Source organism: Bacillus sp. BR3(2024), assembly GCF_039134555.1.
Taxonomy (GTDB): domain Bacteria; phylum Bacillota; class Bacilli; order Bacillales; family Bacillaceae_G; genus Bacillus_A; species Bacillus_A cereus.
Map to the genome: position 1 here is coordinate 535,395 of NZ_CP152438.1, position 13,188 is coordinate 548,582.

The window sequence follows — 13,188 nt, forward strand, 5'->3', positions numbered from 1 at the left end:
GTAAAGACGATCGTTACATTTTTTATTATTGGTTAAGTTTAGAAACAGCAAATTTAGCTGTAAAATTCATCTTCTTCATGTACGTAGAATTTACACCTGCTTGAAATTGTACAGAAATATTACCGTCTTTTTGCGCTTTAAATACGCGACCATATGGGGAATTAGCATTGAATGTGCCAATTACTTGATTATCCGCATCAAAGACCGTATAAGAAATTGGGAACCCTGAATTTTGTACAAAGACTGTAAGTTCGTCCCCTTTTTTAAGATTAAATGATTCTTTTTGAGACACTTCATAGGAACTCATAGAGTAGTATTTTGTGACTTCTTGAATTTCTAAATTCGTAGTAGCTGCACTCGCTTTTGATGCCTCAGCCCCTGGTAAGTTCATACCTGATAATACTGCAATTCCTAGTGCCCCTGCTAAAATCAATTTTTTCATAATAGTATTTCCTCCTTTAATATATTGTGAGATTTGAAACGAAAGTGAAAATTTCAACCCCTGAAACCATTATAGTTACAATGAGAATTATTTTCAATAAGGGTTAGTATGTAATTTTGCATATATAAAGTATTAACATAAGGTAATCAGTCAAGTTTTGAAGTATTCTTAACAGAAGGGAAGGAAAAAATTAAAAAATCATGAATGATATTGTAACCGAACTATATATCTTTTGAGCATATTCCGTCTGCATCAAGTGAATATATTATTAATTTTATTTTTATTTGTTTTTTATTATAAAACATTTTAAGGTTGATAAAGTTTCATTTAATGGAATTATTAAACAAAAATGATAAATTATATGTTATGATGAAAAGGCAATAAAGTACATCATCCTGACTTTATTGTGTATGTTTAGCCTATGTATGTCGTTTGTATTAGAAATAAGAAGTCTCCTTAAAAAGAGACTTCTTATTTTTTGTATGGAGGGGTTATTATAGATGATGGATTATTATCAATTTTTTTTAATTACCATGGCAGGCATTGCCTTATTTTTTTATATACAACATGCTGGAAAACCAACGAAAAGAAACAAATGGAAGTTTTTAATTATAGTATTTTTATTTTATCTTTTGAATTATTTATTTCTTAAATTTTTATAAATAAATATAGGAGGGGATACGTATTGAATTCTAAAATATAAGAAAAAGGAAGGGATAATCCTTCCTTTCATCATCCAGTATGCCCATGTGAATATTTAATAACATTTATGGTACTTTGAGAGCCTGTTGAAGAATTTGATCCAAAAGTTACTGTTACAACAATTAAAATACCTAGTAAGCTAACCGCTAATTTTTTCATTTTAATGCTCCTTTTTTAAAGTTTTTTTCACTGGCTTTACTAGCTTCATAAAAATAATAGCTGGCTTTTTTATGATTATTTTCTTTGTAAAATTGGGTTGCTAACTTTTCAGTATATTCATTTATATACTCATATAGTTCTTCTCGTTCAAAATAAGAAATTCCTTCTAAAACAGCTTTTTCTAAATCATTAGCACAGCTATGTAGATTTATTTTTTCTAAAATATTAAAGTGATGAATATAACCTTTAATTCCCAATTGAGTAGAGAGTTGAAGGCCCTTTTTTATTAATTCTTGAGCAATTTCATGTTCTCCTAATTTATAATGCTCTCTAGCTTCAATGAATACAGCTTTATAATCGCTGGGTAGTTTCTGATTAACTTCGGATAAATATCGTAATGCTACTTCAGATAGATTCTGCGTAGCGTACATAAACCCTAGATTGTGACGGACAATTAAAATATTGTATTCTAAATTTTCTTTTTGGAATGTATCCATAGCAGAGATAAAGTGTTCCTCAGCTAATTCCCATTCTTTTAAATGAGTGCATGCTAATCCATATAAGTTATTACAGAAGGCAACTTTTAATTCATATCCAGGATGCTTTGAAAATATATCTTTCGCCTTCATTACATGATTAATACATAAAATTGATCTATGTGTATGACAATAGAAAATGGCTAACTCATAATGGAATTCAGCATGTTCAATCTCATCAGGTATGGTTTCTAACAAGTATTCGGCTTTATCGTAATGTATTTTTGCAAGGCTATGATTGCCAGTAACATTGGAATGAATGGCTTTAAAGAAGTGATAATAGTATGAAAGGAAATCGTCTGTAGGAGTTTTGTAAGCATCACTTTGTTTAAAGCTATCTTTAGAAATACTTAAGCTATCAATTAAATATTGATGTCTAAAATCTAGTAGTGAGTAGTATAATAATATCGTTTGATTTTCTTCTATATTATGGATTTTGTTTTCAATTTCTTGTTTAAGTAATTGAGCGGCGTCTACATGCCTAGCCCTAATTTCTTGATACCATTCATTTAATAAATGAGTTATTTGCTCGTTCCCCTGTATATGAACATTCATTGTTCAATTTCATCCTCTCCAAAGATATTATTCAGCAATTAGTATCATATCAAAATTTTACTCTATTAAAATATGTTCTAACTCATTTTTCAATATAAAACAGAAAATTCGGAAATAAGAAAGGTTAAATGTATATAAACAAATCCAGTAGAGAGAATATATTATTTAGGATAATTTACAATAACTTTAACAGTAAGTATAATGAAAAATTTGTACTTCAAGTAGAAGGGGGTTATGGGACCCCATTAGCTAAATTACTTTTATAAAGGTGTTCACAGGAAATGGAAAAAATTTAATGAATGAATTACAGAAGAGATTATTTATAAGATAACATGGCTTGGTCCTAATGGAGAGAAGGTTAAAATCGTTCGAATATATATAATTTGCGTATTACTTGCACAAAGCGATAAAACAAATAGTAAATAATAGTCTATAGGTTGTATGTACAGTCGAAAATTATGTTGATTGTAGAGGAGAAACACATGAAGTTTTTTGAGGTTTGTTTGGGTTAATTACTACTTGAAAAAAGGAACAGCTAGCAAAAGCTAACTGCTCTATTCATGGAAATAGGATTATATACAGTATTGACGGAACATTTATTTTAAATTCAATTTATCTAAAGTAAACATCTCAACTGAATTGAACTACTCACCACTTAACGTCCTAACGGACTGTTTGAAGTGGGAGATTCCTGCGAACACCGATGTATCCATCAGTTATCTTAGCAGGCTCTACCCGCAGTCCCTACGGTGAGAATATAAGTATCTTGTACGCTGACTCACCACACTACCTACTTTAGCTTGGTTTTCGCAATTTTGAGAAGCGTGGGGCGATAGAACGTTGAAGAGCAATCTGTACAAGTAAATGATAGCAAATATGTTGGCTTATGCTAATCGACATTCATCTCCCACCTAAAATTGGTGTTTCACACCTTCACATTTTTGAGGAAGGAGTCTTCTGTCGGAAAACAATAAAGGCTGGACCTAATACAGAACCTAACTAACCTAATACATTAAAAGAGGTATATGTTAAGTTTTATAATTTAGAAGATAGCAAACGTCAAAATACCAAATACTAAGCATCCAAAATGTTTGTAAAGATTTAATCGTTTTTCTATAATCAATTACAAGCTTTTTTTGCTGTTTGTATGATTACATTCACTAACTGGTTTAGTAGCATGTCCTTGTTTATCTGTACACCAAGATTGAGATTGAAATGCCAGAAACATACCTACCCATCTCTTTTCTTCTTCAAATTGAATAAGGATGCCGCCATCTTGCCAAATTCCATCGTCACCTTTCCAATTAGAGCTATTGCCTTGATTCATATGAATATCATGAATACCTCTACCTGGTGAAAAACCAAAATATTTATCCTTATTTTTTTCATTTTTGAATTTTTCCCCGTAAGCGTATACAGTAGCATTCTTCTCTTTAGCTTCATTAATATATCGATTCACTTTCTCATTTAAATCATTATCTGGTCCATTTTCTGTTGCAGGAAGGGGAATCATTTTTGTTGGATCAAACAGGTTACCACGAACATAATCTAATGCAATGTCTTGGTTATCGTTGGTGACTTGTGTAAATCCTTCTTCTAATGTTGGAATAATTGTGATTTGTTCTGAGTTGAAATCTTCACTTACATAGTATAAAACCTCTGAGGGACTATCTTGAGAGGCAACGTTGATGGCAATTCGATAATCATTACCAGCAGCTTTAATATGTACTTCGTAATGAGGTGTACGATCCTTTGAATTTACGGGTCTCACATCAAAAACTTTACCTTTTAATACTCCATATTTAAACAAGGGCATGACTTTTAAAACCTCCAGTTTAATTTAATATCGTTGTAAAGTTATGATTTGTTAATGATATCTATTTTATGTATTAATTGAGAGTGATTTTAAATTGGTAGTTTATGAAAATATTCTTATATATCTATAAATGTTTCTTATGTATAGTTTAGTTTTTTAGATAAATAATACATTTGATTTGTGTTTTATTATATAAAAAGGAGATGATTTATATGGATATCGGTAAAATAAATGTAGAAGAATTACAAAGAAAGCTAGCTGAGGCTAATGCAACCTGGGAAGCAGAAGAAACACATTTATCATTACTTACAAGTCAAGAACAACAAAATTGGTTAGGGCTTACACCTCCAACGAATGCACCAAGTATTACGGAAATTGAACAAAAGATACCTTCCATTTTAGAATCCATCCAAACTGAGACTTTAGGAGCAGTAAATTTACCTCCTGTCTTTGACTTGCGAAATATAAATGGGAAAAATTTTGTAACATCAATAAAAAATCAAAAAGATTGTGGCTCATGCGTTTCTTTTGGAACAATAGCCACTGTAGAAGCGAGCTTACGCATGCAACACAATGATCCAAATCTTCAAGTCGATTTTAGTGAGGCTCATTTGTTTTTCTGTCATGGACAAGCTGAAGGTAGAAATTGTAGTACTGGATGGTGGCCTCCAAGTGCTTATGAGGCTTTAAAAACCAAAGGAGTTGTTGATGAATCTTGCTATCCATATGATGAAGGGCTAACAAAAAAAGATTGTAGTGGATTATGTACGGATTCAAATAATCGCCTTACAAAAATTAAAAATTATACAGAATTGACGGGGAACCCTGCAAAAATTAAGGAGTGGTTATCTACTAAAGGACCAGTAAGCGCAGCTATAATTGTTTACCAAGATTTTTTAAGTTATAGAAAAGGCGTATACAAACATGTCACAGGTAATCAGGTTGGAGGACATTGTATATCGATAGTTGGCTATGATGATAGCCAAGGCTGCTGGATCTGTAAAAATAGTTGGAACAACACTTGGGGTGAACAAGGTTTCTTCCGTATAGCATATGGAGAATGTGGAATAGATCATTGGTGTAACCATGGTGTGGATGCTATTTAAGACCTTTATATTACGAGGAGAATACTTATAAATAGTTAAATGCAGCTATATTGGATTATTTTGTTGCCAATTGAAGTGAGAAAGTATTATACAAGTACGTTTTTAGTCATAGGATAATTATAATACATTTAAGTTATATACATCCATCCAAAACGTATCTTAGTTATTAGTGAGGATGGATGTATATAGCAAGGAGGTGTTGAATTATGATATTAACCAAACAAGATTCTGGACGTACTGTTACTATGAGTATAGGAGATACTTTTTCTATACAATTAAAGGAAAATCCAACAACAGGATATCGATGGGCATTAGAAGAAATAGAAGATATTAAATTAGTACAAGATGATTTTAAGTCAAGTAATAATGGTATAGGTTCATCTGGTTTAAGAATTTTTCAACTTCGTACCACTAAGGATGGGGTATATGAGATTTATATAAAAAATTGGCAAGAATGGTCAGGGGAAGCCTCAATTGTTGATCGGTTTTATATTACAATTCATGTATCTTAAGTATAAATGAATTGTATATTTCTATATTGAATTGTGTTTCAATCACTTATGTTAATCAGTATAATTTTTTATTTAGTATTGAAAATAAACTGTCAGAAATGGCGGTCTCATTCGAATTCTTTCACTACATAATACTGTCAGTACTTGTCTCAACAATCTTGTAGCTTTTAACGTCTATTATTTTGTCGGCCCTTTAAAACGTAATTAATATAAAACCAATCCCCTCGTTATGAAAAGGAGAAATCATCTTCATAGTACAACTCTATAACAAATTTATTTCGAAAGAAATAAGTGTCACTAACAACCGCTGTTATATCATGAATATTACGTATTACATTGTTAAATTTTGCATAGAGAACAGGAACAGTTCCAGTTCTCTATATGATGTAAATATTACTTTCCAATGGGATAAGATGAGATCTTTGGTTATTAATTCAATGGCTTGTTTAAGCACAACTTTATCCCAATTGATTCGTACTCAACATTCAAAAGGGTGAGATTTAATAATTAGTATATTGCTGTTCCTCTTTAAGGAAATAATTCCATAGTTTCAGCACCTAACACGTGGGGAAATTCTTTATATAGCACCATGATTGGGTTTATGCTTTTTTCTATTTGTTATAAGAAGTTCTAAGAATCTTTCACACCTGTAAGTTTTATTTATCTTTTTACCTACTTACCATAAGATAGATGGAGATATGTACAAAGATCATTGTAAATAGATAAAACTCATTTATTTCTAGACTAATCTATTCTGGATCCACAGGTATATTAGTAGTCTATAAAGCTAAAGGTTAGATATAGAAAGGGAGTCATATCTCAATGCTTCAAATGAAAGTATTACATTGAAGATAAGGAGTACAATGATTAACTATTTAAAAGCAGAAAAGGAGAAAGGCGAACGATAGGAAAAAGTATGATTATAATATTGATAATAATAACCCTATTATGTAATATATAGTTATATTGTTAGTTTATTTGATTCCGTTTATTCCCACACCTTATGTGTTGTGGTAGAGGTGTAGAAACAAGTTTTGTTCTTGTTTTGATTTTGAAAGGGCTTCTTTGAGCCGATTAGTGTATATAGCTTATTTTGCTATGCACAATTAATCGACTTAAAGAAGTCCTTTTTTGTTTAAGTGAATATATGTAGAAGAGATTGAGTCAGAGAGAAAGATCGTTGTTTAGAAGAAATGTGTAATAAAGGATAGAGCATATAACAAAAAGAGTTATATGAAATTATAGTAAGTTAAATCTCTTATAGAGATTTCAAAAATACTGAAGTAATAAACGCAGTTAAAGGGAAAGGTCTCAAATTTTTAAAGGGACACAATAATGTATCTATATGTATCTATAGAAGAGGAGAATAAAAATTGAAACCAACTAGAGAAAAGTACGTAATTAATGGGGAGTATACAATAGAACGTAAGCTTTTACATAATGAAATCATTAAATTATTTCTAAATGATCAACCGCAGCAAGAGCAAGAACCTGAGGCTATATTACTTGGTGGTGGTTCTGCTGCTGGAAAAAGCTCAATTGGAGAGTTAGTAAGTAAGGGATATAAACATCAGAAACAAAACATGGTTTGGATAGATCCTGATAAGATCAAAGAAAAAATACCAGAATATCAAGAGTTAATAAAATCCGGAAATATTGAGTTAATGAAACAAGCAGCTTTTTTAGTTCATGATGAAAGTAGTGATATTACCATGAAACTTTTAAAAATCTGCATGAAAAGAAAAATAAACTTTATGTATGATGGTACAATGAAAAATGAAGTAAAATACAAAAAGTTAATTCAACAATTAAGACTAGCAGGTTTTAGTATTAAAGCAATTATTGTAGATGTTCCAATAAAGGTTGCCTTAGAGCGATCCAATTTGCGTTTTAAAGTAACAGGAAGATTGGTACCCCAAAATATAATTGAAGAAAGCCATATGAAAGTAGCGACTACTTTTTCTAAAATTAAAGATTTAATAGATTGCTATACTTTATATGATAATACCGGGAAGGAACCAGAAGTTTTTGCTTTTAAAGAATCAAAACGAGTAAAAGAAATTATTGTTGATGAATATCGAAATAATCAATTTATCGAGAAATCAGCTCTTGTTTTTTAGTGAATATATATCTTATAAATTTTATAAGATGATTAATAGATATTATCCTGACATTTTATTATATTATTGATATAATAAATACAGGAGGCGATATAAATGGAACTTAAAGACCTTATGAATTATATTGAAGAAAACAAAGAAGAACATTTTCATGATTTAATCGCTAAAAATGAACGGGAAATTGTAAAAAAAGAAGAAGAAGAGAAATAAAAAATTTAAAATAGAAGAGTTGGCCTTTTGGGTCAACTCTTTTGTTTTTATAAATGGATATAAAGTTGGATTTCTCAATTGTTGAGTAAAAGGAATTGCAGAATTTTTCTGTAGAGAAGGTTGTTTGGTATTGAAAATGAAACAGACAATTTGCTAATCATAGGAGAGTTTTTTAGTATTATATTAAATAGAAAATAGCGTAATGAGTTAACGCTTTAGGAGAGAGTATATGAATCATTTTATTGTTATGCAGGGGCATACATATCAAGAGGAAAAAGGATTAGAAATCATTTGGTCACCTAAAAAGGATAGAGGCGGTAATGTACCACATTCATGGAAAAGAATGATGGATGTAAAAGAGGGGGATCGAATTTTTCATTATGTAAAAGGGAATATTGTAGCAGTTAGTATAGCTGAAGAAGATTGTAAGGAATCGAATAAACCATCGATTATGAAAAGCCATGATCAATGGAATGATGAAGGCTATTTGGTATCTTTAAAATATCATGAGTTAGAAAAACCAATTAATATACGTGAGAAATTTGAAGAGATATCGCACCTGTTGCCAATTAAATATTCACCTTTTCAATCAGATGCAAAGGGAAACCAAGGTTATTTATATCCATGTAATGAAGAATTAGCCCTTAAATTAATGGAACTAATTGGTGATTCAAACATTTATAAAATCAATGATGAGCAATTAGAGTTGGCAGTTGATCCGGTAAGAAGGACAGAAAATAATACATTAATTCCGGTTATAGCTGAGACGGAATCCGAAGTAAAAGCGAAAATCCGAATTGGACAGCAAAAATTTAGAGAGGAATTAATGGAGATTTGGAACGGAAAATGTGCATTATGCGGAATAAATTTACCAGAATTGTTAAGAGCAAGTCATTCTAAGCCATGGAAAGATAGTACAAGTATGGAACGCTTAGATCCGTATAACGGTGTACTACTGTGCTGTAATCATGATGCTCTTTATGATAAAGGTTTTATCACATTTGATGGCCAGGGACGACTGCATATTTCCTCATTAATAGTGGAAACAGATTATTTGAAATTTGGATTAATACCAAAAGCTAAGATAGGAATTCAACCGGAGAATAAATTATACTTTAAGTGGCATAAGAGGAATATTTTTAAAGGAAAATAGTATAATTTTTAACTTCAAGGACAGGAAGAACATAAGAGAGACGAATTGTGTTATCCAGTAAAGGGGAATGGTACATGTATAACTGTAATCAATGTGGAACAGAAATGATTATGCAATTACCTGTGAATGCTTAGTCATTCAAGAATCCCATCCGTTACACCGTAAGGTATAGGACTTGCGGCTTTAGCCGTGGGAGTGTCAAAAGACAATTAGAGGACTATATGAAGGGAATTCGATCAAAATTAAATGTTAAATATGAAGATAATTATATTTGAATTAAGGTTAATTAGATGGAATTCCAGATGTAATGAATTTTGTTTTAAAGAGATAATAAGTAATTGAGAGGAGATTAATAGTGATGGAAGATTTGCAAAAGGCAGTAATAAAATTTCGAGATGAGAGAAATTGGGGGCAATTTCATAATGCGAAGGATCTAGCAATTTCCTTAAATTTAGAAGCATCAGAGTTACTTGAGACTTTCCAATGGAAGTCTAGTGAAGAAGCAACAGAGACGAAAATGCAGGAAATAAAAGAAGAAATGGCCGATGTAATGATTTATTTACTTATGCTAAGTGATAAATTAGATATCGATCTAGAAGAAGTAGTACATGCTAAGTTGGAAAAGAATGCAGAGAAATATCCTGTAGAAAAAGCATTTGGAAGTAATAAAAAATATAACGAACTGTAAAGCGATAATCGTTTTACAGTTTTTTAAAATGGTTATGAGAAAGCAGATGGTTGAGATCATGATTTGGATGTACGGATTGTATTTCAAAAGTATGAAATACACACATCCTTAAGTATTCTTAAAATTAAAAAGTAGGGAGTTATTCAAATGCTATCATTTGCAGCAAAATTATCTTCATTTTACATAATTAAAAAGAAGCGAAAAGAGTTTGAGCAAGGTTATATTAGAGACCCTAAAATAGATGGAATACCAGTAGTTTATATTCAACGAGATAAAAAGAATTTATATGTAGGTAAATCCACAGATATTTATGGCCGTTTCATTGCACATTTAAATGATGAAGATAAAACATTCAAGGAAGTTATTGTGATAAAGAGTGATTTATTTAATGAAAGCTCAATTAAACATATTGAAACATTATTAATTGAATATTTATTAGCGGATGAAAAATTTAACTTACTAAATAAAGTCAGAGGACAAAAAATTCATTCCTATAATGGAATTGAAAATGTTGAAAATATGTTTGGAGAAATTTGGGCTCAGTTAATGAAAGAAGGTATAGCTAGTGAGAATTTAGGTGAGATACATAATAAATTTATTTATAAATATTCACCATTTAAAGAGTTATCGGCAAATCAAATTGAGGTTTGCAAAGACATTTTTAATACGATGATTACTACATCAAATAGTCGACATTTGATTACAGGGGACCCGGGTACCGGTAAAACAATTGTATTAACAAACATCTTATATGCGCTTGCTTATGACAGTGAAACTGGTAAAGCGAGAGAGGGATTGAATTATGAGGATATAGCACTTGTTGTTCCACAAAATCACTCATTAAATTTATATAAGAGCTTGATGAACAAACTAGGTCTACAAAGTATTACAGTATTGTCACCTTCACAATTTATTAAGCAGGCAAAAAGTAGGGGCGCAAAATATAAATATGTTTTTGTGGACGAAGCTCATCGTCTGAAACAATATTTTGGTAAACAAGCACGTGATTTAAAACATTTAGTCACCGATAATGGTTATACAACTGAGTTGGAGTTAATAGAAACATTTGCGTACCATTTAACAATAGTTTATGATCCATACCAAACAATTCGACCAGCAGATATAGATACAGATGCATTCCAGAAACTTATAAAGAATTATAGAAAGCATCTTTTACATAAACAATTTCGTTTAAAGTCTGGAGATCAATATTTAGCATGGCTTCGTAAATATTTACAAATAGCAAATAATGTTGGAGTGTATGAAGAAGGGTTATTGCGGGGCTATGACTTTAAGGTAATGGGCTCTATTACAGAATTAAATGAATCTATGAAAATGTTAAATGAAAAACATGAATTATGTCGTGTAGTCGCAGGTTATTCTTGGGAATGGATTACACAAAAGGATAAAAATCACTATGATATAAAAGATCCCGTTACAGGTGAGACATTCAAATGGAACTCAAAGGTAAAAGGTTGGATTAACTTTGAGAATAGTATAGAGGAAATAGGATGTATACATACTACACAAGGTGCGGATTTAAATTATGTTGGAGTGATTTTAGGAGCTGAAATTGATTGTGATTACGCAGGTGAAGAAAAGGGAGACTATGATTTAAATAAGGCTAAGATTGTAGTGAATCCAAAAGAATATAAAGATCGAAACGGTCTTCCAATTAAGGGAACAGATATAAATAATGAGGAGTTAACATCCTATATTAAACGTATTTATTATGTATTATTATCTCGCGGAATAAATGGATGTTATGTCTATGCAGTAAATCAAAATATGCAAAGATATTTAAAGGAGATAGCAAAAGTAAGTCAATAATTATGAAAAGGGGTTACCTTTAATGTGGTAGTCCCTGCCAATTAGATAGCATTTAATAAGTATTTAAAGAGCCTTACTACACATAAATTGTAGTAAGGCTCTTATTATCTCTATAGAAATAAGGATTAGAAAATAACTTATCCCCTCGGAAGAAAAAAGACTTTATTTTAACTTCCCTATTGATAGGTTAACACGATAATTCCCATATTTTAATAGTCGACCTAGAAAGTTATCCAATTCTTCATTAGAAGAAAAATGTGTTTTTAATAAATAACATCCTTCACCACTTACACGATGTACTTCAGATATTTCTTCTTCTTTTTGAAAGAAATCCATAAATTCTTGATGATTAGCTGATGTGACAAACAAAGTAACAAATGCAGTCACGGTTTGTCCTAGTTTGATTCGGTTTATAGCGATTGTATATTGTTCAATAATCCCTAAATCCTCTAATCTCCTAATTCGATTTCCTACAGCCTGCCCAGTCATATGTATTTTTTGACCTAGTTCTTTCCATTGTATTCTTGAGTTTTCTCCTAATAATTTCAGTATCTCAAAATCTGTTTGATCAATAATATAAACCAATCCTTTCATCGTGAAAGTAGAAAAGCAGAAAGTGTTTCGCCAACTTATTCAGCTTATCGATACAATTCACTATACTAAGTTTATCCTCTTACATCGCATTGTTTATTAGTTATATTTACTTATAACACAGAGGACGCAACAAAAAAATACATCTAGATTTAAAGGAGGTTACAAATATGTTATTACAAGATATTTTATCGTTCAATGAAAAATTTGTAGAAAATAAGAAATACGCCCCCCGTGAAGCAACAAAAATGCCTAAGAAACGTATGGTTGTTGTTTCTTGCATGGATGCTCGTTTAATTGAGCTACTTCCAAAAGCTTTAGATATACACGATGGAGATGCAAAAGTTATCAGAAATGCAGGTGGTAAGATTGCTTCTCCTTTCGATAGTGTTATGCAAAGTGTTGTAGCATCAGTATATGATCTAAATGCAGATGAAATCTTTCTTATCGGACACCATAGATGTGGTGCAAGCCAAACTAATCCCAAAGGAACACTTCAAAAAATATTAGATCGTGGAGTAGCTTCACCAGAAATTTTAGCAGCAATTGAATATGCTGGTGTTGACCTTGAAAAATGGCTATTTGGATTCGATGATATCTGTGATTCGACTCAAGCTAATGTTGATTTAGTAAGAAATCATCCACTTATTCCAAAAGATGTTCCTGTACATGGTTTAGTTATTGATCCTCACACAGGTAAATTAGATGTAGTAGTTGATGGATATAAAACATTAAATGGTATGAAACATTAATCATTACTTAAATGAA

General features: G+C 31.0%; 12 protein-coding genes and 1 pseudogene. 8 read left to right on the top strand and 5 right to left on the bottom strand.

Annotated features, from left to right (window positions below):
- Positions 1–25 precede the first annotated feature (25 nt).
- From V7S45_RS29960 to V7S45_RS29975, 4 genes are all read right to left on the bottom strand, one after another.
- Entirely contained in the window at positions 26–442 is a 417-nt protein-coding gene (locus tag V7S45_RS29960) for a hypothetical protein (RefSeq protein ID WP_089607965.1), read from the bottom strand.
- 732 nt (positions 443–1,174) lie between these two features.
- Positions 1,175–1,303 carry a hypothetical protein gene (locus V7S45_RS29965; RefSeq protein ID WP_000732002.1) on the bottom strand — a complete coding sequence of 43 codons (129 nt, stop codon included), beginning with the start codon at positions 1,301–1,303 and terminating at the stop codon, positions 1,175–1,177.
- Positions 1,300–2,394, bottom strand: a complete 1,095-nt coding sequence (locus tag V7S45_RS29970) for a Rap family tetratricopeptide repeat protein (RefSeq protein WP_342762048.1) — start codon at positions 2,392–2,394, stop codon at positions 1,300–1,302. Before V7S45_RS29970 ends, V7S45_RS29965 begins: the two co-directional genes overlap by 4 nt.
- Before the next feature lie 1,123 nt (positions 2,395–3,517).
- Positions 3,518–4,210 (bottom strand): YukJ family protein, encoded by a 693-nt coding sequence (locus tag V7S45_RS29975; protein WP_001127956.1) that lies wholly within the window; start codon positions 4,208–4,210, stop codon positions 3,518–3,520.
- A gap of 212 nt (positions 4,211–4,422) precedes the next feature.
- Here V7S45_RS29975 and V7S45_RS29980 point away from each other — a divergent pair, with 212 nt between their 5' ends.
- From V7S45_RS29980 to V7S45_RS30010, 7 genes and pseudogenes are all read left to right on the top strand, one after another.
- Positions 4,423–5,316 (top strand): C1 family peptidase, encoded by an 894-nt coding sequence (locus V7S45_RS29980; protein ID WP_088346532.1) that lies wholly within the window; start codon positions 4,423–4,425, stop codon positions 5,314–5,316.
- A 206-nt stretch (positions 5,317–5,522) separates the two neighbouring features.
- Positions 5,523–5,828 (top strand): protease inhibitor I42 family protein, encoded by a 306-nt coding sequence (locus V7S45_RS29985; protein WP_242278743.1) that lies wholly within the window; start codon positions 5,523–5,525, stop codon positions 5,826–5,828.
- Positions 5,829–7,201: 1,373 nt separating this feature from the next.
- Positions 7,202–7,948, top strand: coding sequence for a zeta toxin family protein (locus V7S45_RS29990; RefSeq protein WP_025687705.1), 747 nt, complete (start codon positions 7,202–7,204; stop codon positions 7,946–7,948).
- 439 nt (positions 7,949–8,387) lie between these two features.
- Positions 8,388–9,311, top strand: coding sequence for an HNH endonuclease (locus tag V7S45_RS29995; RefSeq protein ID WP_025687284.1), 924 nt, complete (start codon positions 8,388–8,390; stop codon positions 9,309–9,311).
- Between the two features lie 74 nt (positions 9,312–9,385).
- Positions 9,386–9,586, top strand: a pseudogene (locus V7S45_RS30000) (hypothetical protein).
- An 83-nt stretch (positions 9,587–9,669) separates the two neighbouring features.
- A complete protein-coding gene (locus V7S45_RS30005) occupies positions 9,670–9,999 on the top strand; it encodes a nucleotide pyrophosphohydrolase (RefSeq protein WP_000389841.1) in 330 nt (109 codons plus the stop codon).
- A 147-nt stretch (positions 10,000–10,146) separates the two neighbouring features.
- Entirely contained in the window at positions 10,147–11,829 is a 1,683-nt protein-coding gene (locus tag V7S45_RS30010; RefSeq protein ID WP_025687282.1) for a DNA/RNA helicase domain-containing protein, read from the top strand.
- Between the two features lie 162 nt (positions 11,830–11,991).
- Here the strand turns inward: V7S45_RS30010 and V7S45_RS30015 are convergent, their stop codons facing one another.
- Positions 11,992–12,423: an Lrp/AsnC family transcriptional regulator gene (locus V7S45_RS30015; protein ID WP_000677474.1), complete on the bottom strand. Its 432-nt coding sequence runs from the start codon at positions 12,421–12,423 to the stop codon at positions 11,992–11,994.
- Between the two features lie 167 nt (positions 12,424–12,590).
- On the opposite strand from V7S45_RS30015, the gene V7S45_RS30020 reads away from it, so the two are divergent.
- On the top strand, positions 12,591–13,172 hold the full coding sequence (locus V7S45_RS30020; protein WP_000926479.1) for a carbonic anhydrase: 582 nt from the start codon (positions 12,591–12,593) through the stop codon (positions 13,170–13,172).
- Positions 13,173–13,188: the final 16 nt, after the last annotated feature.